The sequence below is a fragment of the Streptomyces qaidamensis genome, assembly GCF_001611795.1.
Taxonomy (GTDB): domain Bacteria; phylum Actinomycetota; class Actinomycetes; order Streptomycetales; family Streptomycetaceae; genus Streptomyces; species Streptomyces qaidamensis.
Genome location: NZ_CP015098.1, coordinates 4,370,266 through 4,394,173, shown reverse-complemented (window position 1 = coordinate 4,394,173; position 23,908 = coordinate 4,370,266). Strand labels below are relative to the sequence as shown.

The 23,908-nt window shown below is 72.7% G+C and carries 26 protein-coding genes, 2 tRNA genes, 1 other RNA gene and 2 pseudogenes; 14 read left to right on the top strand and 17 right to left on the bottom strand.

Translation table 11 applies throughout. The annotated features are described in order from the left end of the window. Positions 1-140: 140 nt before the first annotated feature. The 7 genes from A4E84_RS19390 to A4E84_RS19365 all read right to left on the bottom strand — a co-directional run bounded on the left by A4E84_RS19390 (position 141) and on the right by A4E84_RS19365 (position 3,462). Positions 141-1,004 carry an RNA polymerase sigma factor SigF gene (locus tag A4E84_RS19390; protein ID WP_062931520.1) on the bottom strand — a complete coding sequence of 288 codons (864 nt, stop codon included), beginning with the start codon at positions 1,002-1,004 and terminating at the stop codon, positions 141-143. A gap of 201 nt (positions 1,005-1,205) precedes the next feature. Continuing rightward, on the bottom strand, positions 1,206-1,499 hold the full coding sequence (locus tag A4E84_RS19385) for a Dabb family protein (protein WP_062927791.1): 294 nt from the start codon (positions 1,497-1,499) through the stop codon (positions 1,206-1,208). Then, entirely contained in the window at positions 1,499-1,675 is a 177-nt protein-coding gene (locus A4E84_RS43455) for a hypothetical protein (protein ID WP_107308349.1), read from the bottom strand. Before A4E84_RS43455 ends, A4E84_RS19385 begins: the two co-directional genes overlap by 1 nt. A gap of 116 nt (positions 1,676-1,791) precedes the next feature. After that, positions 1,792-1,876 (bottom strand) — tRNA-Ser (locus A4E84_RS19380). A gap of 45 nt (positions 1,877-1,921) precedes the next feature. Then, the gene (gene tadA, locus A4E84_RS19375; protein ID WP_062927790.1) at positions 1,922-2,353 is read right to left on the bottom strand and encodes a tRNA adenosine(34) deaminase TadA; all 432 of its coding nucleotides are present in this window, start codon (positions 2,351-2,353) and stop codon (positions 1,922-1,924) included. Positions 2,354-2,409: 56 nt separating this feature from the next. Continuing rightward, on the bottom strand, positions 2,410-2,952 hold the full coding sequence (locus tag A4E84_RS19370) for a tRNA adenosine deaminase-associated protein (RefSeq protein ID WP_062927789.1): 543 nt from the start codon (positions 2,950-2,952) through the stop codon (positions 2,410-2,412). A 276-nt stretch (positions 2,953-3,228) separates the two neighbouring features. After that, complete coding sequence (locus A4E84_RS19365) at positions 3,229-3,462, bottom strand: hypothetical protein (RefSeq protein ID WP_062931519.1); 234 nt, start codon at positions 3,460-3,462, stop codon at positions 3,229-3,231. A gap of 132 nt (positions 3,463-3,594) precedes the next feature. On the opposite strand from A4E84_RS19365, the gene upp reads away from it, so the two are divergent. Further along, positions 3,595-4,230: a uracil phosphoribosyltransferase gene (gene upp / locus A4E84_RS19360; protein WP_062927788.1), complete on the top strand. Its 636-nt coding sequence runs from the start codon at positions 3,595-3,597 to the stop codon at positions 4,228-4,230. 13 nt (positions 4,231-4,243) lie between these two features. Here upp and A4E84_RS19355 read toward each other — a convergent pair whose 3' ends face one another. Both A4E84_RS19355 and A4E84_RS19350 read right to left on the bottom strand, forming a co-directional pair. Further along, on the bottom strand, positions 4,244-4,861 hold the full coding sequence (locus A4E84_RS19355) for a LytR C-terminal domain-containing protein (RefSeq protein ID WP_062927787.1): 618 nt from the start codon (positions 4,859-4,861) through the stop codon (positions 4,244-4,246). Positions 4,862-4,982: 121 nt separating this feature from the next. After that, complete coding sequence (locus A4E84_RS19350) at positions 4,983-5,279, bottom strand: type II toxin-antitoxin system VapB family antitoxin (protein WP_003999914.1); 297 nt, start codon at positions 5,277-5,279, stop codon at positions 4,983-4,985. 107 nt (positions 5,280-5,386) lie between these two features. Between A4E84_RS19350 and A4E84_RS19345 the strand changes: the two are divergent. Next, positions 5,387-5,879 (top strand): annotated as a pseudogene (locus A4E84_RS19345) (helicase HerA-like domain-containing protein); the annotation flags it as partial. 249 nt (positions 5,880-6,128) lie between these two features. Here the strand turns inward: A4E84_RS19345 and A4E84_RS42945 are convergent. From A4E84_RS42945 to A4E84_RS19330, 4 genes are all read right to left on the bottom strand, one after another. Then, positions 6,129-6,296: a hypothetical protein gene (locus A4E84_RS42945; RefSeq protein WP_159029594.1), complete on the bottom strand. Its 168-nt coding sequence runs from the start codon at positions 6,294-6,296 to the stop codon at positions 6,129-6,131. A 77-nt stretch (positions 6,297-6,373) separates the two neighbouring features. Then, entirely contained in the window at positions 6,374-6,706 is a 333-nt protein-coding gene (locus A4E84_RS19340; RefSeq protein WP_063827504.1) for a hypothetical protein, read from the bottom strand. Positions 6,707-7,505: 799 nt separating this feature from the next. Further along, entirely contained in the window at positions 7,506-8,099 is a 594-nt protein-coding gene (locus A4E84_RS19335) for an HhH-GPD-type base excision DNA repair protein (RefSeq protein WP_062927785.1), read from the bottom strand. A gap of 36 nt (positions 8,100-8,135) precedes the next feature. Beyond that, positions 8,136-8,819 carry a siderophore-interacting protein gene (locus A4E84_RS19330; RefSeq protein WP_062927784.1) on the bottom strand — a complete coding sequence of 228 codons (684 nt, stop codon included), beginning with the start codon at positions 8,817-8,819 and terminating at the stop codon, positions 8,136-8,138. 152 nt (positions 8,820-8,971) lie between these two features. Between A4E84_RS19330 and A4E84_RS19325 the strand changes: the two genes are divergently transcribed. The 4 genes from A4E84_RS19325 to A4E84_RS19310 all read left to right on the top strand — a co-directional run bounded on the left by A4E84_RS19325 (position 8,972) and on the right by A4E84_RS19310 (position 14,135). Continuing rightward, positions 8,972-11,059, top strand: a complete 2,088-nt coding sequence (locus A4E84_RS19325) for a penicillin acylase family protein (protein WP_062927783.1) — start codon at positions 8,972-8,974, stop codon at positions 11,057-11,059. Next, positions 11,052-11,660 (top strand): GNAT family N-acetyltransferase, encoded by a 609-nt coding sequence (locus A4E84_RS19320; protein WP_062927782.1) that lies wholly within the window; start codon positions 11,052-11,054, stop codon positions 11,658-11,660. Before A4E84_RS19325 ends, A4E84_RS19320 begins: the two co-directional genes overlap by 8 nt. Continuing rightward, positions 11,657-12,151: a cupin domain-containing protein gene (locus tag A4E84_RS19315; protein ID WP_062927781.1), complete on the top strand. Its 495-nt coding sequence runs from the start codon at positions 11,657-11,659 to the stop codon at positions 12,149-12,151. The genes A4E84_RS19320 and A4E84_RS19315 overlap by 4 nt, the downstream gene beginning before the upstream one ends. A 121-nt stretch (positions 12,152-12,272) precedes the next feature. Next, positions 12,273-14,135 carry a copper resistance CopC/CopD family protein gene (locus A4E84_RS19310; RefSeq protein ID WP_062927780.1) on the top strand — a complete coding sequence of 621 codons (1,863 nt, stop codon included), beginning with the start codon at positions 12,273-12,275 and terminating at the stop codon, positions 14,133-14,135. 121 nt (positions 14,136-14,256) lie between these two features. Here A4E84_RS19310 and A4E84_RS19305 read toward each other — a convergent pair. Next, a pseudogene (locus tag A4E84_RS19305) lies at positions 14,257-15,114 on the bottom strand (DUF72 domain-containing protein); the annotation flags it as partial. Positions 15,115-15,267: 153 nt separating this feature from the next. Between A4E84_RS19305 and A4E84_RS19300 the strand changes: the two are divergent. Genes A4E84_RS19300 through A4E84_RS19290 form a run of 3 tightly spaced genes read left to right on the top strand, consistent with a single transcriptional unit; the run spans position 15,268 to position 18,702 of the window. Then, positions 15,268-17,748, top strand: a complete 2,481-nt coding sequence (locus A4E84_RS19300) for a SpoIIE family protein phosphatase (protein ID WP_062927778.1) — start codon at positions 15,268-15,270, stop codon at positions 17,746-17,748. Positions 17,749-17,761: 13 nt separating this feature from the next. Next, positions 17,762-18,217: a DUF4383 domain-containing protein gene (locus A4E84_RS19295; RefSeq protein ID WP_062927777.1), complete on the top strand. Its 456-nt coding sequence runs from the start codon at positions 17,762-17,764 to the stop codon at positions 18,215-18,217. Positions 18,218-18,234: 17 nt separating this feature from the next. Next, entirely contained in the window at positions 18,235-18,702 is a 468-nt protein-coding gene (locus A4E84_RS19290) for an MSMEG_6728 family protein (protein WP_062927776.1), read from the top strand. Between the two features lie 273 nt (positions 18,703-18,975). On the opposite strand, the gene A4E84_RS19280 is transcribed toward A4E84_RS19290, so the two are convergent. Next, complete coding sequence (locus tag A4E84_RS19280) at positions 18,976-19,197, bottom strand: hypothetical protein (RefSeq protein WP_062927774.1); 222 nt, start codon at positions 19,195-19,197, stop codon at positions 18,976-18,978. 123 nt (positions 19,198-19,320) lie between these two features. On the opposite strand from A4E84_RS19280, the gene A4E84_RS19275 reads away from it, so the two are divergent. The 3 genes from A4E84_RS19275 to A4E84_RS19265 all read left to right on the top strand — a co-directional run bounded on the left by A4E84_RS19275 (position 19,321) and on the right by A4E84_RS19265 (position 20,231). Beyond that, on the top strand, positions 19,321-19,554 hold the full coding sequence (locus A4E84_RS19275; protein ID WP_062927773.1) for a hypothetical protein: 234 nt from the start codon (positions 19,321-19,323) through the stop codon (positions 19,552-19,554). Between the two features lie 44 nt (positions 19,555-19,598). Further along, complete coding sequence (locus A4E84_RS19270) at positions 19,599-19,823, top strand: hypothetical protein (protein WP_062927772.1); 225 nt, start codon at positions 19,599-19,601, stop codon at positions 19,821-19,823. Positions 19,824-19,886: 63 nt separating this feature from the next. Continuing rightward, entirely contained in the window at positions 19,887-20,231 is a 345-nt protein-coding gene (locus tag A4E84_RS19265; RefSeq protein WP_062927771.1) for an amphi-Trp domain-containing protein, read from the top strand. 102 nt (positions 20,232-20,333) lie between these two features. On the opposite strand, the gene A4E84_RS19260 is transcribed toward A4E84_RS19265, so the two are convergent. Both A4E84_RS19260 and A4E84_RS19255 read right to left on the bottom strand, forming a co-directional pair. Further along, positions 20,334-20,879, bottom strand: coding sequence for a hypothetical protein (locus A4E84_RS19260; protein ID WP_079129381.1), 546 nt, complete (start codon positions 20,877-20,879; stop codon positions 20,334-20,336). 132 nt (positions 20,880-21,011) lie between these two features. After that, positions 21,012-21,099, bottom strand: a tRNA-Ser gene (locus A4E84_RS19255). Between the two features lie 73 nt (positions 21,100-21,172). Between A4E84_RS19255 and ffs the strand changes: the two genes are divergently transcribed. Together ffs and A4E84_RS19245 are read left to right on the top strand one after the other, a co-directional pair. Beyond that, positions 21,173-21,267, top strand: an RNA gene (gene ffs / locus A4E84_RS19250) — signal recognition particle sRNA small type. 113 nt (positions 21,268-21,380) lie between these two features. Further along, positions 21,381-23,837: a DNA polymerase III subunit gamma and tau gene (locus tag A4E84_RS19245; protein ID WP_062927769.1), complete on the top strand. Its 2,457-nt coding sequence runs from the start codon at positions 21,381-21,383 to the stop codon at positions 23,835-23,837. Positions 23,838-23,908: the final 71 nt, after the last annotated feature.

Sequence of the window (23,908 nt, the reverse complement as noted above, 5' to 3'; positions counted from 1 at the left end):
CGCTGTAGTGACATGTCGACATCTGAGACGCGAATACGCCCTGCAAACAAGGGGTCTGACGGTGTTTCGGCCCTCAACTGTCGGCAACCGCCCTGATGAGGGATTCCCTCCTCGCGGTGACCTCTCGCTCGCGTTTGCGGTTACGCGTCGATGCGGTTCGCAGACCGCAACCTCTGGAAGCTACGCGCGAGTAGCCGCGACACGTGCATCTGCGAGACGCCGAGCTCCGCGGAGATCTGGGACTGCGTGAGATTGCTGTAGTACCTCAGCAGCAGGATCCGCTGCTCCCGCTCGGGCAGCTGAACGAGCAGGTGCCGTACGAGATCCCGGTGCTCCACGCCGTCCAGCGCGGGATCCTCGTAACCGAGCCGGTCCAGCAGCCCCGGCAGCCCGTCGCCCTCCTGCGCGGCCTCCAGGGAGGTCGCGTGGTACGACCGCCCGGCCTCGATGCAGGACAGCACCTCGCCCTCGGTGATGCGCAGCCGCGCGGCGATCTCCGAGGTCGTCGGGGTGCGCCCGAAGGAGGTCGTCAGGTCCTCCGTCGCGCTGTTGACCTGCACCCACAGCTCGTGCAGCCGCCGCGGCACATGGACCGTGCGGACGTTGTCGCGGAAGTACCGCTTGATCTCGCCGACGACCGTCGGCATCGCGAACGTCGGGAACTGCACGCCCCGGTCCGGGTCGAAGCGGTCGATGGCGTTGATGAGCCCGATGGTGCCGACCTGGACGACGTCCTCCATCGGCTCGTTGCGGGAGCGGAACCGGGCGGCCGCGTAGCGCACGAGCGGGAGATTGGCCTCGATGAGCGCCCCGCGTACGCGGTCGTGCTCCGGGGTGCCCGGCTGGAGCTCCTTGAGCTGCGCGAAGAGGACCTGGGTGAGAGCGCGGGTGTCGGCCCCACGGCTCCGCTGGGGAGCGGGTGGAGCGGGTGGAGCGGTTTCCGGGGCTTCCGGGGCTTCCGGGGTTTCCGAGGTGGGTGCCTGAGGTGCGGTACTGGCCAGCACGGTCAATTCCACCTCGTCATCGTCAACTCATCGTTCAACTCTTCCATCAAAAGCGGTCATAGCATCACAAGACATGTGCACTGTGTGCAAGCACCCCATAAGTACGTGTTGAGGGATGAATGGCGCATAAATGAACTCAGGTCACACAGAAGCCCCCTGTCGCACTGACAGGGGGCTCGAAGCGACCGGGCCGGCCGGGGGTCAGAACTCGTAGTCCGCGATCACCCACGTGGCGAACTCCCGCCACAGCGCGACACCCGCCTGGTGGTCCGGGTGCTCCACGTACCGGCGCAGCGCGTCCGCGTCGTCGAAGGCGGAGTTGATGGCGAAGTCGTACGCGATGGGGCGGTCGCTGACGTTCCAGCCGAGCTCCCAGAAGTGGATCTCGGGGATCGAGCCCTCCAGGGCGCGGAAGGCCTCGACGCCCTTCACGACCCGGGCGTCGTCGCGCTCGACGCCCTCGTTGAGCCTGAAGAGAACCAGGTGGCGGATCATCACTTTCCTCCCTTGGCGACCCACGTGGCGAAGTCGCCGAGGGCCCCGGCGGCATCCGAGATGCCCTGGAATCCTATGAGGACGTAGTCGGCCGCCGTCTCGGGGTCCGTGATGATCACGTACAGCGCGAAGACCACGAGGGCGTAGACGGCGACCTTCTTCGCGTTCACCGCCATCGCGGCCTCCCCTGTCACTCGCGTCCCATGCAGCGCACATGATCGCACGAAGGGCCGAGCACACGAAGAGGCTGATCGCACGAAGGGCCCCGTCTGTCGACGGGGCCCTTCTCAAGCGGTAGCGGAGGGATTTGAACCCTCGGTGACTTGCGCCACACTCGCTTTCGAGGCGAGCTCCTTCGGCCGCTCGGACACGCTACCGAGGGAGACCTTACAGCAAGGAGCCGCATGCTTTGAAATCGGTATTCAGCGGTCCCGGAAGAACGCCGTGAGCAGCCCGGCGCACTCCTCGGCGAGCACGCCCTCGATCACCTCGGGCCGGTGATTGAGCCGCCGGTCGCGGACCAGATCCCAGAGGGAACCGGCCGCGCCGGCCTTCTCGTCGCGGGCGCCGTAGACGAGCCGGTCGACGCGGGACTGCTGGATCGCGCCCGCGCACATCGTGCAGGGCTCCAGCGTGACCACGAGGGTGCAGCCGGCGAGCCGCCACGCGCCGAGGGCGGCCGCGGCCCGCCGCAGGGCGAGGAGCTCCGCGTGAGCCGTCGGATCGCCGCCGGCCTCGCGTTCGTTGTGCCCGGCCGCGAGCACGGTCGCGCCGTCCGGGGCCAGGACGACGGCGCCGACGGGGACGTCCCCGCCCCGGACGGCCCCGGCGGCCTCGTCCAGGGCGAGTCGCATCGCGGGCCGCCAGGGGTCGCGGACCGGATCCGGCGGCCCCGCGGTGGTACGACCGGTCAGCGGACGGTCTCCAGGGTCTCCGAGGCGCCCAGGGACTCGGCGATCTCGGTGACGGCGTCCGTCGACATCAGGCGCAGTTCCTTCTCGCTCACGCCGAGGTCGTCCAGGATCAGGGCGTCGCCGACCGGGCCGTGCGGCACGGACTCGGCGGAGCCGGCGGTCCCGGCGCCGTCCTCGGCGTCATCGTCGTCCTCGGCGGCTTCACCGTCCTCGGTGCCGTCGAGGTCGAGGGCGTCGAGGACGTCCCCGTCGTCCGGATCGCGGCCCAGCAGCTCGTCGGTGAGCAGGATCTCGCCGTAGCTGCTGCGGGCAGCGGCGGCGGCGTCCGAGACGTAGATGCGAGGGTCCTCCTCGCCGTCCACGCGGAAGACGCCGAACCAGGCGTCCTCCTGCTCGATGAGCACGAGCACCGTGTCCTCGTCGGGGGAGGCTGCACGGGCCAGGTCGGCCAGATCCGACAGGGTCTCCACATCGTCGAGCTCTGTGTCGCTCGCTTCCCACCCGTCTTCGGTGCGCGCGAGCAGTGCGGCGAAGTACACCGTGACTCTCCCACTGGTCTTAGGCGTGCCGGTTGGGGGTCCCCCCGGCGGAGGTTACGGGCGGGGAGTGCTCGTCCGAGCCCCACCCACTCGGAATCGTGGCAGAAACAAGGCGTTCAGGGGACGTCTTCGGCTCCCTGTGTTGGGCAGTTCTCTTCGCACGCCCGTTGCCGCCACCTGCGGATCGTACGCGGATTTGCCCCGCTCCACGCACGGTCAGCCGCGACAACCGCCGCGCGGTTCGTGATCTTTGCCGGGGGTTATCCCGCCCGTTTCCTACCAGCGGAAGGTGCGCATGCGCATGGCGTGCCGCAGCCGGGCCGTCTTGGCACGGCGCGGCTGGACGCGGTCGCGCAGCTCCCGGGCCTCTGCCAGATCGCGCAGGAAGCGGGCGCGACGCCGGCGGCGTTCGGCGTCGGACTCGTCGGTCCCGTTCGTCAGGTCGGGCTCCGGGCCCGTCCCCGGCCGCGTGCGCGGCGACGGATCGTCTCGGAATTTCCGGTCGGGCATCAGGTTCACCACCCCCAGTCCGTCCCTTCCGCCTTCCCCCGGACGGGCCGTTTGACGCCGGTGACCGGGTGACGGCCGGACGGCGGGCTTGCCGTGCGGTCCGGGGTACCCCGCCCGGTTAATGTTGTGGACATGCGCCTCCACGTCGTCGACCACCCTCTGGTCGCACACAAGCTCACCACGCTGCGCGACCAGCGCACCGACTCCGCGACCTTCCGCCGTCTCGCCGACGAGCTGGTCACCCTGCTCGCCTACGAGGCCACGCGTGACGTGCGCACCGAACAGGTCGACATCCAGACGCCGGTCGCGCGGACCACGGGCGTCAAGCTGTCCCACCCGCGGCCACTGGTGGTGCCGATCCTGCGGGCCGGGCTCGGCATGCTGGACGGCATGGTCCGGCTGCTGCCGACCGCCGAGGTGGGCTTCCTCGGCATGATCCGCAACGAGGAGACGCTGCAGGCCTCCACGTACGCGACGCGGATGCCGGAGGACCTGTCGGGGCGTCAGGTGTACGTGCTCGACCCGATGCTCGCCACCGGCGGCACGCTGGTCGCGGCGATCCAGGAGCTGATCCGGCGCGGCGCCGACGACGTGACCGCCGTGGTGCTGCTGGCCGCCCCGGAGGGCGTCGAGATCATGGAGCGCGAGCTCGCGGGCACGCCGGTGACGGTCGTGACCGCCTCGGTCGACGAGCACCTGAACGAGCACGGCTACATCGTCCCGGGCCTCGGAGACGCGGGCGACCGCATGTACGGGGCGGCCGAGTAGGCCGGAGGGCCTCTCAGCAGCCCTTCTTCGTCGTGGGCGCCGGCTCGGGTGTGGCCAGCTTGGTCAGCGCCCGGTCGGCGTCCGGCTTTTTCGCCAGCTCCTTGAAGCCGTCCCCGATGACGAGGTCGACGGCGGCGCCCTTGCGGGACGCCTCGGTGCGCCGTTCGGCGCCCGGGAGCTGGGTGCCGAGCACGGGCAGTGAGGTGTCGAGCGCGGCGGCGGGGCCGAGCAGCAGACCGGTGCCCTTGACCTTCTTGTCGTACTGCTTGGTCGCGTTGCCCACGTCGCCGATCTTGAAGCCGCGCTTCTTGAGCTCGTCGGCGGTCTTCTTCGCCAAACCCGCGCGGGTGGTGGCGTTGAGCACGTTGACGGTGATCGTGCGCGGCTGGGGCAGGGGCTCGGCGCTGGGCGAGGGGCTCGCCTTGGTCGTGGTGCCGCAGTCCGTCCCGTCACCGGCCGCCGAAGCCTTTCTTCCGCCGCCGGTGAAGACGTCGATGAGCTGCAGCGTGCCCCAGCCGCCCACGCCGAGGACGACGACGGACGCGACGGTCAGGACGACGAGCCTGCCGCGCCGCCGGGGCCGGCGCATCCGGGGGTACTTGTTGCCCTTGATGCGGTACTTGCCGCCCATGCCGGGGGGAGTCAGCATGCTCATGAGCGCAGCGTAGTGCGCCCGGGCGACGATGCCTACTAGATGATCATTCGACGTCGCCCAGCGGAACCCGAAAGGGCCAACCCGCGACCGGCGGGGATCAGTCCAGTTCGAGCACGCGTGCGTGCAGCACCTGGCGCTGCTGGAGTGCCGCCCGCACCGCGCGGTGCAGCCCGTCCTCCAGGTACAGGTCGCCCTGCCACTTCACGACGTGCGCGAAGAGGTCGCCGTAGAACGTCGAGTCCTCGGCGAGCAGTGTTTCCAGATCGAGCTGACCCTTGGTCGTCACGAGCTGATCGAGGCGGACCGGGCGCGGCGCGACGTCCGCCCACTGCCGGGTGCTTTCCCGGCCGTGGTCGGGGTACGGCCGGCCGTTTCCGATGCGCTTGAAGATCACACGGAAAGCCTACCGGTCAAGACCTTCCGGGCGCAGCCATGGCGAGCGAGTACGACGCTGAAAAAATCCACGCAAGGTGGTGTGAACGGGGAAACAGGTGCGTGAATATGCCGGACCGCGAGACCATGCCGTCGGCCTCCGCCCCGGAGGTGTCCGCGCGTGCCGCCGCCCTCCCCAGGAGGCTCTGCGGATCGCTGACCCGGCCCGGCGGACGCCTCCGGCTACGCCTTCTCGGGTCCGGCCCTCCATCTGGGCGCTCTGCTGTGGGGCGGGCAGTGTCTGCCGGACGCGCAGGTCCGGGTGCCGCTGGCGATGCTCAACCGCCACGGGCTGGTCGCCGGCGCCACCGGCACCGGCAAGACCAAGACGCTCCAGCTGATCGCCGAACAGCTGTCCGCCCAGGGCGTGCCCGTCTTCCTCGCGGACATGAAAGGCGACCTGTCCGGGATCGCCGCGCCGGGCCACCCGGACGGGCGGGTCGAGGGCCGGGCCGCGGACGTCCACCAGCGCTGGACGGCGACCGGTTTCCCGGCGGAGTACTACGCCCTGGGCGGCGTCGGGTGCGGCATCCCCGTCCGGGCGACCCGATCGCCGTTCGGCACGGCACGGCGTTCGGGGCGGCGCAGGCGGTAGGCCCGCGGCGCAGGCGATGGGGACGGCGTAGACGGCAGGCCACGCGGCGCAGGCGATGGGGGCGGCGTAGACGGCAGGCCACGCGGCGCAGACGATGGGGACGGCGTAGACGGCAGGCCACGCGGCGCAGGCGATGGGGACGGCCGAGGCGGTCGGCCATGCGACGCAGGTGATGGGGACGGCGGAGGCGTGGGCGCCTCCGCCGTGCGGGTTGCGTCAGCCGCGATCTCTTCCCTGCCCCTGCCCTTGTCCCTGCCCCTCCGGGGGCTGCGGCGGCTTCCGGGTGTCCGGCTGGGAGTGGGGGCGGGGGCGGGGCTTGGGGGTGCTGCGGGCGGCTTCCGCGCGCAGGAGGGCGCGCATGACGGCGTACGGGTCTTGGAGCATGGCTGGGTTCCTCGTCGTTGCTCGTCGTTCTGGTTCCGTGCGGGACGGACGGACAGACCGGGTCCGGGACGGACCTGTCAGCAGCGCAGGACCTCGGAACGCAGGGGACGAGGGTCGTACGGCGGGTCCGCGGGGACGGGCAGGGGGAGCCGTGCGGTGTGGGCAGGCTCGGGGAGCGGGGCCGGGGCCGGCGGAGCGGCGGTGCGGCGGACGCCCCGGGCCGGTGGGCGCAGGGCCGTGTCGAAGAGGTCGCACTCGACGGTGGTGCTCTCCCCGGAGACGGTCGCCGTCGGCCCCGTCAGCGCCTCGGCGTGGGCGCCCGGCACGAGCAGGGCGAGCAGCAGGACGAGCACGCGCAGCCAGATGAGGCGGCGGAGGCCGCGGGGTTCCGGCTGCGGTTCGGGGCTCACGGGACGTCATTCCCCCCGCCGTCCGCGCGGCTCATCCCGCAGGTCGCGAGATCCGCTCGCTCGGCCCAAGCCGGCGAGGGGCCCGGGGAGGTCGCGACAGCGGGACCTCACGCCTCCCGCATCCCCGCGGCGGGGGGCCGGGGATGCGGGGCGTCGTATGTCGGAGGCGTCGTGCTCCGGGTCCCAGGGGGAGCCGTCGGGTGGCTCGCTCATGGTTCATGCTGGGATCGCACCGCAGGCAGCCGCCACCTGAGCCGGGCCGGCCGAATGACGCCGAGGTGTCGGGCGCACGCTGCTCACCGGCGGCCCTGGGCGAGTCTGCGGGCCGGTGCCCGTGCCCGGGGTGCTTGCTGCTCGGGGGTGCCCCTGCGGGCCAGGAGCTCGCTGCCCGCACGTCGGCCGCGCCCCGGGTTCTGGCGGCGGGCCGGTGTCGGTGTCTCGTGTGCTCGCTGCTTGCCGGTGGCCTTGGGCCGGTCTGTGGCCTGACGTCCGTGCGGCTTGGCCGGAGCCTGGTCGCGGGTGGTCCGTGCGGCGTGGTGTTCGATGTCCTGCCGTCGGGTGCGCCGTGGGTTTTGGTGGCGGGCCGGTGTCGGTGTCTGGCGTGCTCGATGCTTGCCGGTGGATTTGGGGGAGCCTGCGGACGGCGCTCGTGGCCGGAGGTTCGGCGTCTGAGGGCCGGCGCAGGTGCGGCCGCGTGCTCGCCGCCTGACCGGGCGGCCGGCGGCACCCCGCGGCCGGCCGGCCCCCCGGGTCGACTGACCGGTGCCCGCGTCCACCCGCCGGAGGCGTGCGGCGGCGGCTACTTTCCGGTGGCCTTCGACGCCTTGGCCGCTGCCTTCATCTCCTGCTTGTGGGCCCGTACCTTGACCAGTGACTCGGGGCCGGTGATGTCGGCGACCGAGCGGAACGAGTCCGGCTCGCCGTAGGAGCCCGCGGCCTCTCGCCAGCCCGTGGGCCGCACCCCGAGCTGCTTGCCGAGGAGGGCGAGGAAGATCTGGGCCTTCTGTTTGCCGAAGCCGGGCAGTTCCGCGAGCCGCTTCAGCAGGTCCTTGCCGGTGCCGGCGTCCTTCCAGACGGCCTCGGCGTCACCGTCGTAGTGCTCGACGAGGTACGCGCACAGCTGCTGGATCCGCTTGGCCATGGAGCCCGGGTAGCGGTGCACCGCCGGCTTCTGGGAGAGCAGCGCGGCGAAGGCCTCCGGCTCGTGCGCGGCGATCTCGTGCGCGTCCAGGTCGTCGCCGCCCAGCCGCTGGGCGATCGTCGCCGGGCCCTTGAACGCCCACTCCATAGGAACCTGCTGGTCCAGCAGCATGCCGACCAGCGCGGCGAGCGGACTGCGGCCGAGCAGCGCGTCGGCCTCGGGATCCTGGGCGAGGTGAAGTGTGACGTCCATGCCCCGATCATCCCCCGGCGCGGGCCCGGCCGCCGCTCAGGTCGCCCGCCAGTACCCCAGCGCGTGCACCCGCTGCTTGGGCAGGCCCAGTTCCTTGCGGACGTACGCCCCGAGGGCCCGGGTCGTCGCCGTGTCGCAGGCGATCCAGACGTACGGGTCGGGCGTCTCCCGGAGCAGGCCGGGCAGGTCCGCCCTCACCCGGTCGACGAGGTGCGCGCCGGAATCCTGGCGCGGCACCTTGCGCAGCTCGTGCCGGTCCGGGTCGGTGCGGAACGGCAGGTCGTCGTCGCCGCCCTCGAACCAGACGGTGGCCGGGGCGGAGCCCAGGGCGTCCAGGAGGGAGTTGATGGCCGGGAGCGAGGCCGGGTCGCCGACGGCGAAGAGGTGCGAGGGCGCGGGGTCCGGGTGCTCGAAGCCGGTGCCCTGGACGGTCGCCTCGATGGTGTCGCCCGGCTTCGCCGCCCTCGCCCAGTCGCTGGCACAGCCCTCGTGCAGGGCGAACTCCAGCTGGAAGGTGCCGGTCTCGGCGTCCGGGTCGACGAGGGTGTAGGCCCGCTGGTGCGGCTTGCCCGCGTTGTCGAACCACAGCCGTACCCACATGGTGGGGTGCACTCCGGTGGCGGCCAGCAGACCGCCGTCGGTGAAGCTCAGCCGCCGGTACTCCGGGGTGACGTCCTCGACGTCCGTCACCGTGAACTCGAAGTCCTTGCCGCGCAGCAGTTTGAGGACCGCGCCCTCCCAACCCCGCCCCCGCCCCCTCGCTTTTCCGCCCCTTCGCGTACGATTCCGGCCACAGCTGTGACTTAGGCAAGCCTAACCTAAAGAAATTCAGCCAAGAGAAGATTCAACCCAAAGGACAGAGGAGACCCGGCGTGGCCACCGAGATCTACCGTGATGCCTGGGGCATTCCGCATCTGCGCGCGGGCAGCGCGGCCGAACTCGCCCACGCCCAGGGCCTCGTCACCGCCCGCGACCGGGCCTGGCAGCTGGAGATCGAGCGGCACCGGGCGCAGGGCACCTCGGCGTCCTTCCTCGGCGGGAGCGCCCTGGCCTGGGACCGGTTCGCCAGACGGGCCCGGCTCGACGACACCGCCAGACGCTGCTTCGCGGATCTGGAGAGACGGGAGCCCGGGACGGCGCGGTGGGTGCGCGCGTACGTCGACGGGGTCAACGAGGGTCTGGCCGGCAGCACCTCCCCCGAGTTCGCCCGCACCGGTCTCACCCCCGGCGGCTGGGAGCCCTGGACCCCGCTCGGCGTCTGGCTCGCCACCCACATCCTCTTCGCCGGATTCCCCGCCAAGCTCTGGCGCGAGCAGGTCGCCGCCCACCTGGGTGCGGACGCCATCGGCCTCTTCGCCGCCGACGGCCCCGGCACCTCCGGCAGCAACGGCTGGCTGGTCGGCGGCGAGCGGACCGTCACCGGGCAGGCGGTCATCGCCGGTGACCCGCACCGCTGGATCGAGGACCCGGGCGTCTACCAGCAGATCCACCTGTCCTGCCCGGAGTTCGACGTCGTGGGCCTGGCCGTCCCCGGGGTCCCCGGCATCGCCCACTTCGGGCACACCGGCACGGTCGCCTGGGCCATCACCAACGCCATGTCCGACTACCAGGACCTCTACCGCGAGCGGCTGCGGCGCACCGGCGCCGGGGTGGAGGCCCTCGACCCGGACGGGGTCTGGCGGCGGGCGGCCCGGCACACGGAGACCGTCGAGGTGGCGGGCGAGGACCCGGTCGAGGCCGAGGTGATCGAGACCGGCCGCGGCCCGGTGATCATCGGCGGGCCCGAGGGCCTGGACGGCGACCCGGCCGACCCCTCCGGCCTGCCCGTGGCGATCAGCCTGCGCTACCCGCCCCGCGTCACCGGCGACCTCGGCTTCGCCGCCCTGCTGCCGCTGCTGCGGGCCCGGCGGGTCGCCGACGTGGACCGGGCCTTCGACCACTGGGCCGAGCCGGTCAACGTCGTTCAGGCCGCCGACACCGAGGGCGGCGTCCTGCACCGCGTCGCCGGGCGGGTGCCGCTGCGCGCCGAGACCAACTCCCTGCGGGTGGTGCCCGCGTGGGAGCCCGGCCACGAGTGGCGGGGCTGGCACGCGACCCCGCGCGCCGGGCTCACCGACGGCGTCGCCGTCATGGCCAACCAGCGCGGCCCGGCCGCACCCCTCGGCGTCGAGTTCGCCCCGCCGCACCGCGCCGACCGCATCGCCGCGCTGCTCGCGGGCAAGGAGCGCTGGTCCGCCGCCGCCATGCCCGCGATCCACACGGACACCCATCTGGCGTCGGCGGCCCCCCTCCTGGAGCGTCTCGCCGCCCTCGACGACCTCACATCCGAGGCCGCCGCCCTCCGGGACCGCCTCCTCGGCTGGGACCGCCGCATGGACGCCGGCAGCGCCGACGCGGCCCTGTACGCGGCCGTGCGCGGAGCGGTCGTACGGCGCCTCGCGGCGCACCCGGCGTTCGCCGCGCTCACCACACCACCGGTGTACCCGGAGGTGTTCCAGCCCTGGCTGGCCCTCGTCCCCCGGGTCGGCTTCGCCCTCGAACACCTGCTGCGGGCCGGGGAGCTGTTCGGCGTCGACCGCCCGGCGGCCGTCCGCGCGGCGATCGAGGAAGTGGCCCTGCGCCCGCCGGCCGGCGTCTGGGGCGACACCCACCGCCTCGCCCCCTGGCGTGCGCTGGAGCCGGAGCAGCCGTACGACGAACCGGGACTGTCCGGCGACCACGACTGCGTGCTGTGCACCTCGGGCGTGCCGGGCCTCACCGAACGTGCCGCCCGGGGCCCGGCCGCCCGGTACGTCTGGGACCTGGCCCGGCGCGAGGACAGCCGCTGGGTGGTCCCGCTCGGCGCCTCGGGCGTCCCCGGCTCGCCCCACCACCGCGACCAGCTCCCCCTGTGGCTCGCCGGAGACCTCGTCCCGGTCGTCACCGACTGGACCACGATGCAGAAGGAATGCGATGTCTGACCCCTACGCCTCCCGCACGCCCGTCCACGAGCAGGTGGTCGACGGCTTCGGCACCGTCCGTGTCCTGCCGCTCGACCCCGACGCCGACGCCGCCGTGATCCACCGCTGGGTCGGCGAGGAACGGGCCGCCTTCTGGGGCATGACCGAGCTGACCGAACAACAGGTCGCCGCGGTCTACGCCCACATGGCCACGCTCGACACCCACCACGCCCACCTCGTCGTCCGGGACGGCGAGCCGGTCGCGCTCCTGCAGACCTACGAGCCGGAGGCCGACCGCGTCAGCGCGTGCTACGACGTCCGCCCCGGCGACATCGGCGTCCACCTGCTGCTCGCCCCCGCGGGACCGGGCGGCGGACAACCCGGCTGGACCGCCCGGCTGGTGGTGGCCATCACCGCGTACGTCCTGCTCGGCCTGGACCGCAGGCGGGTCGTGGTCGACCCGGACGTGCGCAACGAGAAGGCGGTCGCCCGCTTCCTCGGACTCGGCTTCGCTCCGGGCCCGGTGGTGGTCCTCCCGGAGATCGACCTGCCGGACGTGTACCTGCCGGAGAAAAAGGCCCAGCTCGCCTTCCTCGACCGGGAGCTAATGTTCCCCGGGTGACCCCCGAGGACCTCATCGCCCACTACGGCCTGGAGCCGATCCCCAGCGAGGGCGGCCTCTTCCGTCAGACCTGGGCCGGGCCCGACCGCCCCGACGGCAGGCCGGAGGGCACGGCGATCGTCGCGCTCCTGACGGCGGACGACTTCTCCGCCCTCCACCGCCTGCCGACCGACGAGATCTGGCACTTCTACCGGGGCGACCCTTTGGAGCTCCTCCTGCTCGCCCCGGACGGCACCACGCGGACGGTGGTGCTCGGACCGGACGTCCTGCGGGGCCAGCACGCCCAGTTCACGGTCCCGGCGGGCACGTGGATGGGCGGCAGGGTGGCAGCGGGCGGCTCCTGGACCCTGTTCGGCTGCACGATGGCCCCGGGCTTCACCTTCGCGGGCTACGAACACGGAGACGCGGCGGAGCTGACCGCACGCTACCCGGCGGAGGCGGCCGGGATCGCGAGCCTGTCCCGGCCGGCCTCTCGGCCCCCATCCCGTTGAGCGCTACACCGATCCCGTCCGTACATAACCGGAGCCGTCCAGCCCGACCCCGGAGAACCACGTGGACCAACGGCGGAACGAGGATCGCGATGCCGGACGCCCCCGGCGATTCCAAGCCCTGGTGCTGCTGGGCACCGTACTGGTCCTGCTCCTCGCCGGAGCAGCCCCCGCCTCCGCCCATGCCGCCCTCCGCAGCACCGACCCCGACGACGGATCCGTCGTCCGGCAGGCCCCCCGCCACGTCACCCTGACCTTCACCGAGTCCGTGGGCCTGCTCGACGACTCCTTCCGGGTGTTCGGCCCCGACCAGCGCCGGGTCCACACCGGCGAGGCCACGCACGCGGACGGCCGCTCCGACACGGCCCGGATCGGCCTGCCCGGCAAGCTCGCCGAGGGCACGTACACCGTGGCCTGGCGGGTCGTCTCCGCCGACAGCCACCCCGTCTCCGGCGCCTTCAGCTTCTCCGTGGGGAAACGGTCCGCAACCACCGGCCAGATCGACACCGGCCCGGCCGAGGACCCCCTCACCCGCGGCCTCTACGACGCCGCCCGCTACCTCGCCTACCTCGCCGCCGCACTGCTCGTCGGCACGGCGGCGTTCGCGCTGCTGTGCCGGCCCGCGCACACCTCCCCGCTGCGCCGGCCGCTGGTGGCGGCCTGGTGGACGCTACTGGGCTCGACGGCCGTCCTGCTCCTGCTGCGCGCCCCCTACGAGGCGGGCACGGGCCCCGCCGCAGCCTTCGACGCCTCCGCCCTCGGCCGCACCCTGACCGGCCGCCCCGGCCTGGCCCTGCTCGCCCGGCTGCTCGTCCTCCTGCTGACCGCCGCCTTCCTGGTCCGGCTGTCCAGGCACCGTGACACCGCGAAGCGGCCCGTCGCCCTGGCGATCGGCACGGCCCTGGCCGTGGCCCTGGCCCTGACGTGGGCGGCGGCCGAGCACGCCTCCGCCGGGATCCAGGTGCCGGCGGCGATGACGTCGTCCGTGGCGCACCTGCTGGCGACCGGCGTCTGGCTGGGCGGCCTCGTGGCGCTGCTGCTGACCCTGCGCCGCTCGTCCGGCGACGACCTGGTGGAGGTCGTGCCCCGCTTCTCCCGGATCGCCTTCACCTCGGTGACCGTCCTGGCCGTCACGGGCCTCTACCAGTCCTGGCGCGGCCTCGGCTCCCTCTCCGCGCTGTCCGGTACGTCGTACGGCCGGCTGCTGCTCGCCAAACTGACCGGGGTGGCCGTGCTGTTGCTGGTGGCCGGGTACTCGCGGCGCTGGACGGCGCGGATCGCGGCACCGGCGGTTGCGGCCCGGGCGGCCGTACCGGCACCGGTCCCGCAGCCGGTCGGCGCGCCCGCGGAAGGCGGCGAAGGCGCCGCGGGACCCGGGACGGGCGAACCGGGGACGCCCCAAGAGCCGGAGTCGCACGGGGAGCCGAAGCCGCACGGGGAGCCAAAGTCGCCCGACGGCCCGGCGGGGCCGGGGGCCGGATCCGGGGACCCCGGCATCCGGCGGCGCCTGCGCCGCTCCGTCCTGGTCGAAGTGGCCGTCGCAGCCGTGGTGCTGATGATCACGACCGTGCTCACCGGAACCCTTCCGAGCCGGGCCCAGGCCGAGGCGGCCCAGCAGGCACCGCTGGGGGCGCTGCCGCCCACGACCGAGATCACGATGCCCTTCGACACGGGCACGGATTCCGTGACCGGGAGCGGAAAGGTGCAGGTCACCCTGGACCCGGCCCGCGTCGGCGAGAACGGCGTACAGGCCGTCGTCTACGGCTCCGACACGGGCCTGGTGGTGATCCCCGAGGTCCGCATCACCTTCACCCTGCCCTCCCGCAAGGTCGGCCCGATCGACGCCGAACTCACCGACCGGGGCGGTTACTGGAGCACCAACTCCGTCAACCTGCCGCTCGCCGGGAAGTGGACGATGAAGACGACCGTGCGGGTGTCGGACGTCGACCAGGTGTCGGTGGAACGCCAGGTGCGGGTCGAGCCCTAGGCAACCGTGCCGCCGTCGACGGGGAATCGTCCGCCGTCGACGGGGAATCGTCCGCCGGTGGCACATCGTCCGCCGGTGGCACATCGTTCGTCGCTGGCACGTCGTCCGTCGGCGGGATGTCGCCCGTCGGCCGGGCGTCGTCGAGGAGCCGGGTCATGGCCTCGGCGGCGCTGACGGCGGCGTCGCCGCAGCAGTTGTTGAACAGGACGTGGACCTGCTCGGTCCGCTCGGCCAGCCGGCGCACCCGGGGCAGCCACTCGGCGAGTTCGTCCTCGCCGTACGCGTGGCGGAACCGGTCCTCCTTGCTGCCGGTGCCCCAGGCGGTGCTGCGGCCGTGGAAGCGGACGACGGACAGCCGGGGCGAGGTCACGGGTGTGACCGGCGGGACTGACGAGGCGAGCCTCTGCGTCATGTCGACGGCCACCGCGGCCATGCCGTGCCGGGCGAGCAGCGCGCCCGTCGCCTCGGCCTGCCCCGGTTCCCACCAGGAGGGGTGCCGGAACTCGACGGCCAGCGGCCAGCCTTCGGTCCGCTCGGCGCATTCCCGCAGGAACGCCTCCGCCCGCTGCCCGGGCCGGAACCAGGGCGGGAACTGGAACAGCACGCTCCCGAGCCGCCCGGCCTCCCGCAGCGGCTCGATCCCGGCCGCGAACCGGTCCCACACCTGATCGAGTACCGCCGGGTCCCGGTGCTCGGCCCGCAGCCCGTCCGGCATCACCGCCTCACGGGTGGGATGCCCGGTGAGCAGCGAGAACGCCTTCACGTCGAACACGAAGCCGTCCGGTGTCCGCTCGGCCCACAGCCGGCTGTTCTGTTCGCCCGGCAGGGCGTAGTACGAGGCGTCGACCTCGACGACAGCGAACCGCTCGGCGTAGTGCCGTAACCGCCCCTCGGCGTCCCGCCGGCCCGGGGGATACCAGCCGCTGCCGACCAGTGCCCGGTCGGTCCAGGAACACGTGCCCACCAGGATCTGACCCATGGGGGAGCGGTTACCCGGGCCGGGCGGCGGCAGGCTCCGATTCTCGTTTCGTGGACCTCACGGTGAGAGAGCCGACTTAATCGGGGTAAACCGGGTGATAGCTGTGCATATCCGGGATCATGGCTGATTCCCCCGAGAGTGAGATGACCGATCATGGAACAGCCCGCCGCCGTCGGCCGGGCCAGCCGGCCGTCCGGAGAAGAACCCGAAGCTCTCGAAGCCCTCGTCGGTGCAGCCCTCACGGCCCGTGTCGCCCTCGACGAACACGGCATCGTGACCGGCTGGAACGCGGGCGCCGAGCGGCTCCTCGGGTACTCGGCCGGGCAGCTGACCGGCCGCCGTGCCGCGGATCTGCTGGCCGAGCCGATCCCGGTGCGGGGCGGTCTGCCCACGCTCGCCGGGCTGCCCCGCTGGAACGGCGACGTCGCCCTCCGGCACCGCGACGGCCGGCAGCTGACGGTCAGGATCCTCGCCCACCACAGACCACCCGGCGCCGACGTCCCCGCCTGGCTCATCGTCTCCGCCCTGACCGGCCGGCAGCCACCCGCCGGTCTCGACGAATCCCTGGTGAGCTGGAGTTTCGCCCAGTCTCCGTGCTGCGCCCAGGCAATCTACGACACCCGGCTCCGGCTGCGCCGGGCCAACGCCGACATGGAGCGCGCCACGGCGCTCACCGAGGAGGAGATGCGCGGCCTGCGCGTGTCCGAGATCGTCGTCGACGACGCCGGCCTGCGGGCGGAACGCGCCATGGCCCGGGTCCTGCGCACCGGCGAGCCGGAGTACGAGGAGAACTACCTTCGCGCACCCGGCGAAGACCATGAGCACGCCTGGTCGGTCTTCATGTCCGCGCTGCGCGACCACGAGGGCACCATCCAGGGCGTCTGCCTGTCCGCACACGACATGACGGAGCAGTTCTGGGCCCGCAAGCGGCTCCAGCTGATCGCCGAGGCCGGCCGGCGCATCGGCAGCACGCTCGACGTGACGCGCACGGCCCAGGAGCTGGCGGACGTGACCGTCCCGGTCCTGGCCGACTTCGCCGGCGTCGATCTGCTGACCGAGCTGGACGACGCACCCGAGCCGCCCCCGCAGGCGGTTCCGGCGGACGGGCCGCTGCTGCTGCGCCGGGCCGCGCTGCAGTCGGTGACGCCGGGCGCACCGGAGGCGGTCGTGGCGGCCGGCGCGGTGGGCTCCTACCCGGCGGGTTCGATGCCCTTCGAGAGCCTGCGCACCGGACGGCCCACCCTGCACGAGGTGACCGACACCGCGTTCACCGCCTGGCTGGCCCGCGACCCGGCCCGCGCCGCCCGGGTCCGGGCGTTCGGCATCCACTCCGTGATGGCCGTGCCGCTGGTCGCCCGCGGCAGCACCCTGGGCGTCGCCTTCTTCGTCCGGCACCGCAACCAGGAGACCTTCCAGCAGGACGACCTGGTGCTGGCCGGGGAACTGGCCGCCCGGGCCGCGGTCAGCATCGACAACGCCCGCCGCTACACCCGCGAGCGCGCCACGGCGGTCACGCTCCAGCGCAGCCTGCTGCCGCAGCGACTGCCCCGGCAGGCGGCCGTCGAGGTCGCCTCCCGCTACCTCCCGGCGGGCGGGCAGGCCGGTGTCGGCGGGGACTGGTTCGACGTCATCCCCCTCTCGGGGGCACGGGTGGCGCTGGTCGTCGGGGACGTGGTCGGCCACGGGCTGGTCGCGTCGGCGACCATGGGGCGGCTGCGTACGGCGGTCCGCACGCTGGCCGACATCGACCTGCCGTGCGACGAACTGCTGACCCACCTCGACGACATGGTCGCCCGTCTCAACACGGAGGAGGAGAGTGACGGCGAGCGGGCGTCGGCGGGCTCCGCCGGGGCCTCGGGCGACGTCGGGGCCACCTGCCTGTACGCCGTGTACGACCCGGTGACACGGCGCTGCTGCTTCGCCGGGGCCGGGCATCCCGTGCCGGCCGTCGTCGGCCCCGGGGGCAGCGTCGACCTCGTCGGGCTCCCGGCGACGCCCCCGCTCGGCCTGGGCGGCCTGCCGTACGAGTCCACCGAGGTCGTCCTCCCCGAGGGCAGCCTGCTCGCCCTCTACACCAACGGCCTGATCGAGACCCCCGAGCGGGACCTCGACACCGGCGTCCACCGGCTGCGGGAGGCACTGGCCCGCCCGGCGGGCTCGCTGGACGCCCTGTGCGACACGGTCCTCGCAGACCTGCTGCCGCAACGCCCGGCCGACGACGTGGCCCTGCTCATCGCCCGTACCCGCGCGCTCGACGCGCGGCAGGTCGCCACCTGGTCGGTGCCGTCCGACCCGTCCGCGGTCGCGCAGACCCGCAAGGACGTGGTGGCGCAACTGGAGCGGTGGGGGCTCTCCGACGCCGTGTTCGTCACGGAGCTGGTCGTCAGCGAGCTCGTCACCAACGCCATCCGGCACGCCCAGCCGCCGGTCCAGCTCCGCCTGATCCACGACACGACCCTGATCTGCGAGGTGTCCGACGGCGGCAGCACCGCTCCCCACCTGCGGCGCGCCCGCACCTATGACGAGGGCGGCCGAGGCCTGCTCCTCGTCGCCCAGCTGACCGAGCGCTGGGGCACCCGCCAGAGCGCCACGGGCAAGACCATCTGGGCGGAACAGACCCTGTCACTCGCGTGAGGAGCCACAGGCCATGACCACACCGACGTCCCACCGGGCCGCCCGCACCCCCGTCCAGCAGGCCGCCCTGCTGCTCGGCCTCGTCTTCCTCGTGGTCGGCGTGCTGGGCTTCATCCCGGGCATCACCACCGACTACGGCTCGCTGGAGTTCGCCTCCCACGAGTCGGGCGCCGAACTGTTCGGCCTGTTCCAGGTCTCGATCCTGCACAACCTGGTGCACGTGGCGTACGGCCTCGCCGGTCTGACGCTCGCCGGCACGGCCGCCGGTGCGTACTCGTACTTGCTGGTCGGCGGCGCCGTCTACCTGGTGCTGTGGGTGTACGGCCTGTCCGTCGGCCACGACAGTGACGCCAACTTCGTCCCGCTGAACACCGCGGACGACTGGCTCCACTTCGTCCTGGGCATCGTCATGATCGGCCTGGCCCTCGCCCTCGGTCGGCGGCGCGGCACGCGCACCGACGCACGGTGAGGAGCACCGGCGACCGCATGCAGACCTTTCTGCCCTACCCGGACTTCCGCACGACGGCCCTGTCCCTCGACCGCCGCCGGCTCGGCAAACAACGCGTCGAGGCCCTTCAGGTCCTGCGCGGCCTGGTCGTCCCCGGCTACGGCTGGCGCCGCCACCCGGCCGTGAAGATGTGGCTCGGCTACGAGGAGGCGCTGGTCCGCTACGGCCTGGAGATCTGCCGCGTCTGGCGCGAACAGGGCCACCAGGACACGTGCGCGGCGACGCTCGTGGCCGACCTGTCGGCGACCCGCCCCCACGCCCCGATCCGCGACCAGCCGCAACTGGCCGCCGAAGACGAGCTCCCGCCCTGGCTGGGCGACGACCCCTTCCACGAGAGCCACCGCTCGGCCCTGGTCCGCAAGGACCCCACGACGTACGCGTCCCTCTTCCCGGGGGTCCCGGACGACCTGCCGTACGTCTGGCCGGCGTCGGACCGCGAGATCTGACCGGACCGCAGAGTGGGGCTAGGCGGCCCTGCGGCGCGCCGGACGCCTGGTCGCGACGGGCTCCTCCGGCATGTCCTCGACGAGAGGGAAGGCTTCGGCCTCCCCGAAGTCGGGGGCCTGGAAGGGGTTGGTCGCCGGAGGCGGCGACGCCGCACTGGAAAGGCTCGGCTGCCCCTCCACGGCGGAGAACAGCGAAGTCGGTTCGATGAGAGGTCTCTTTTCGGTTGCTGGCCCAAGGCAGGGCCAGGAGTGCCCCGACCGGGCACGGAGGTCCTACAGCTTGGTCATCTTGGCGTAGGGGCTCAGGATCCGCATCTGCGCCGAACCGAAGTCGACGAGCGCGGCGATCCCGTCCTCGATGCCGATGACCCGGCCGAGCCCGTACATGTCGTGCGTGACCTGGTCACCGACGGCGAAGTACTTGGGAGCGGGTGCGACCGGCGCCTTGAAGGGGCTGGTAGGCAAGTGACGCTTGGAAGCAGCAGGCTTTGTCATTGGCCTCAGTATGCGCCTACTCGGGCCTCTCGCGCTGCGGCTGTCCGCGTCCGGTGCCCGAACCGAGACGTAACAGAAGCCTTGCGCTGGCTCGAAAAATCGAACACATGATTGAATTCGGCCATGCGAACGTTTCCCGACGATCTCGTCCGGGCGCAACGGGAGTGGAGTGCCACGCACCGGCAGCTCGCCGATCGGCCCGGCCGCACCGAGCTGCGCCGGCGTCTGTACCGGCTGTCGGCCCGGGCGTTCTTCCACCCCTACTGGCAGCAGCGACGGCCGAGTCCCGCGGCGTGGTGGGAGCTGCGGGAGCTGGGGCGGACGGCCGCGGGCGTGCGCGAGCGGCTCCCTCGATGACGCGCCGGCCTGCGGGACCGTACGTCCCGGACGATCCTGAAGACATGTCCGGACCGATTCGTGTGATCGTGCATCCGCCGTCGCCCTCGGGCGGCCGACGCGTCCGCGTGGACGGCGAGATCCTCGGGCTCGCCCACGACGTCGTCGATGTCGCGGAGTTCCTCCGCCGCGCCGGACTGGAGATCGATCCGGCGGACGTGGCGGAGGTGCCGTGGATCGACTGGCGCGGAGTGGGACCCGAGCACTGGGGTCCGGAGGCGGGTGGCTGACCCACGAGTCCGCACATCCCGCCAAGATGGCTTCATCCACCCTTTTGCCACAGGGAGGGCCCCATGAAGGACCTCACGTTCGAGCAGAAGCGCTCGCTGTCCCGCCACGAGGCCGCTGACCAGCTCACGGCACTCGCAGACGCCCTGAGGGAAGGCGGGGACGCCGAGCTGGACCTCGGCCCCGGGACGCTGGGCCTCCGGATCCCCGAGGACCTCCACAGCGAGCTGGAGGTCGAGATCGGCGGCGGTGAGATCGAGCTGGAGATCGAACTGAAGTGGAAGACCGCCCCTGTGCAGGCGACGCCCTCACGGACCGAGCCCCACGCGGAAAAGCCCAAGCGGAAGAACACGCGCACCCCTGCGGGACGAAGCAGGAGCGCAAAAAAGTCCACCGCGAAAACGGCATGAGCGGTCGGTCGTGAGAGCGGCTATCGGCTTCCGTCCCGGCTGAGTCCACTCCGCGGATGACGGCATGGGTGCCCGCTGCACAGCCGACTTCAAACCGTCCTCTCAGGTGCCCGCGCCGTTGCCGGTCGGCAGGAGTGCGGCCAATTCGGCGTCGTCCGGGCGGTGGGCCGCCTCGGCGGCCTTACGCAGAACGGCGCGGTCGACCTTGTCCACATCAGCGATCAGATGAATCACCACGCCGTCGTCGGGCACCGCGTACTCGTGGCTGCCACCGGCCTTGCGGTACCAGGCGTCGCCGGCATGCTCACAGGTGACCCGCTTCTCCGACACCTCGCCCAGCGGCTGCTCGGGGCAGCTCTCCGCCGTCATCGTGCCGCGCCCTACGAAGAGGCCGAACTTGCCGACACCCTTCTCGGACCCGTACGCGGCAGCGAACTCGTTGTTGTACTCGCCAACCGACTCCCGGAGCACTGTGTAGCCGGAGACCTTGGTGACATACACGAGTTCCGGCGCGACGCCCCAGTCGCCCGCGGCGGCGTCAAGGTCAGCGCTGTCGGCGGCCGTACCGCTGCTCTTGCCCGCGCCGCAACCTGTAAGGAGAACTGGCACCAGGAGAAGGGGGAGCAGCGCACGCGCGGGTCGCATCATGCGCACATCCTTGTGCATGGGCATGCCACAAGCACAAGCGATTTCTCATTCCCTCCTGGAAGTGGCTCCAGCAAGGCCGAAGGGCCCCACCGCGAACGGTGGGGCCCTTCGACATCGTGCCCGGTGAGGCACTGGCGGAGGATACGAGATTCGAACTCGTGAGGGGTTGCCCCCAACACGCTTTCCAAGCGTGCGCCCTAGGCCTCTAGGCGAATCCTCCGCCAGGAACATTACATGACCGAGAGGAGTGCTCGCGAACTCGTTCCCCGCCCCAGACATCAGGTAGCCTTGGCGCAGCCCCTCACGCGGCGCTATCTGACTGAACTCCCCCAGGGCCGGAAGGCAGCAAGGGTAGGTCGGCTCTGGCGGGTGCGTGGGGGGCGTCTGCGTTCCCGGACCGGATCTCCCGGTCCGGATCTCCCGGTCCGGATCTCCCGACCGGATCTCCCGACCGGGTCCGGGCCGGGCCCGATGTCGGTGGGCGCCTATAACCTCGTATGCGTGTCGTCTCTCGCTCTGTACCGCCGCTACCGCCCCGAGACCTTCGCCGAGGTCATCGGGCAGGAGCATGTCACCGACCCGCTGCAGCAGGCGCTGCGGAACAACCGGGTCAACCACGCGTACCTGTTCAGCGGGCCGCGCGGCTGCGGCAAGACGACCAGCGCCCGCATCCTGGCCCGCTGCCTGAACTGCGAGCAGGGGCCCACGCCGACGCCCTGCGGGGAGTGCCAGTCCTGCCAGGACCTCGCACGCAACGGGCCCGGCTCCATCGACGTCATCGAGATCGACGCCGCTTCCCACGGTGGCGTCGACGACGCCCGTGACCTGCGTGAGAAGGCCTTCTTCGGGCCCGCCCGCAGCCGGTACAAGATCTACATCATCGACGAGGCCCACATGGTCACGTCGGCCGGCTTCAACGCGCTGCTGAAGGTCGTCGAGGAGCCCCCGGAGCACCTCAAGTTCATCTTCGCGACCACCGAGCCCGAGAAGGTCATCGGGACGATCCGGTCCCGGACCCACCACTACCCCTTCCGGCTCGTCCCCCCCAGCACCCTCCGGGAGTACCTCGGACAGGTGTGCCAGAAGGAGACCATCCCGGTCGAGGACGGCGTGCTCCCCCTCGTGGTGCGGGCCGGCGGCGGGTCCGTGCGTGACTCGATGTCCGTCATGGACCAGCTCCTCGCGGGCGCCGCGGCGGACGGTGTGACCTACGCCATGGCCACCTCCCTGCTCGGATACACCGACGGTTCCCTCCTCGACTCCGTCGTCGAGGCCTTCGCCACCGGCGACGGAGCCGCTGCCTTCGAGGTCGTCGACCACGTGATCGAGGGCGGCAACGACCCCCGCCGCTTCGTCGCCGACCTCCTGGAGCGGCTGCGCGACCTGGTGATCCTCGCCGCCGTCCCGGACGCCGCGGAGAAGGGGCTCATCGACGCCCCCGCCGATGTGATCGAGCGCATGCAGGCCCAGGCCGGCACCTTCGGCCCCGCCGAGCTGAGCCGTGCCGCCGACCTCGTCAACGAAGGCCTGACCGAGATGCGCGGCGCCCACTCGCCCCGTCTCCAGCTTGAGCTGATCTGCGCCCGTGTCCTGCTTCCCGCCGCCTACGGCGACGAGCGCTCCGTGATGGCCCGCCTCGACCGGATCGAGCGCGGAGTGAACTACTCCGCGGGCGGCCCCTCCGGCATTCCCGCCATGGGATACGTGCCCGGCCCGGAGGGCCATGGGGGAGCGGCTCCCGCTCCGGCCCAGGCGGGTGGCGGCGGTCCGGTGGCGGCGGGCGCCGGCGGTCCGGTGCCGGCAGGCAGTGGCCCGGCGGCGGCCCGGGCGGCGGTCCGCGCGACCGGAGCACCGGGCAGCAGCGGCGCGGGGACCGGCAGCGTCGGCGGTCCTACGACGGCCGCACCGGGCTCCGCTCCTCCGGCGGCGGGTCACGGTGTGCCCCAGTCGCCGCCGGCCCAGAGCGCGCCGCCGTCGGCACCGGCCACCCCGCCCCCGGGACACGCCACCCCCGAAGCCACCGGCGCCCCCGGCCCCGGCCAGGAGCCCCGGCCCGCCGCGGCCCGGTCCGCCCCTACCCAGCCCGCCCCGACCCAGCCCGCCCCCGGCGCCTGGCCCACCGCGGCCTCCGCCGGCAGCGGCGGCCGTCGCCCCGGCGGCTGGCCCACGGCCGCCCCGGGCGCGCCCGCCTCGAACACCCCACCGGCGAACACCCCGCCGACGAGCACCCCCGCCCCCCGCGCCCCTCCGGCGGCCCAGCCTCCGGCGACGTCGGCGCCTGCCCCCGCCTCCGCCCCTGCCCCCGTCCCCGCCGCCGCTCCCACCGGCGGCGGCCAGCTCGACCCCCGCATGCTCTGGCCGAACATCCTGGACGCGGTCAAGAACCGCCGGCGCTTCACCTGGATCCTGCTCAGCCAGAACGCCCAGGTGACCGGCTTCGACGGCACGACCCTCCAGCTCGGCTTCGTCAACGCCGGAGCCCGGGACAACTTCCTGAGCAGCGGCAGCGAGGACGTGCTGCGGCAGGCGCTGGGCGAGCAGTTCAACGTCCAGTGGAAGATCGAGGCGATCGTCGACCCCTCGGGCGGCTCCGCGCCCCCGGCGCCCGGCAGCGGCCCCTCCGGTTTCGGCGGCTCTGGCGGCTACAACACGGGCGGTGGAGGCGGTTACCACGCCGGCGGCGGTACGGCGACGGCCCAGCGCCCCGCCCCCGCCCAGCCGGCTCCCCCGGCCGGCCCCGCCCAGCAGTCGAGCGGCCCCGCGCCCGCCGCCACGTCCGCCCCGGCCCCGGCCGCCTCCGTCCCCCAGCCCTCCGCCCCACAGCCGCGCCACGTCTCCGCCGAGGAGGACATCCCCGAGGACGACGACCCCGACCTCGACGAGTCGGCCTTGTCCGGCCAGGAGCTGATCGTGAGGGAGCTGGGAGCGACGGTGGTCGAGGAGTTCACGAACGAATAGCCCGACTCCTTGGAGGAACCTCCAGCTCAAGATCCCCCCTCCCCTCGGCGGCCCGCACAAAGGGAACCCGG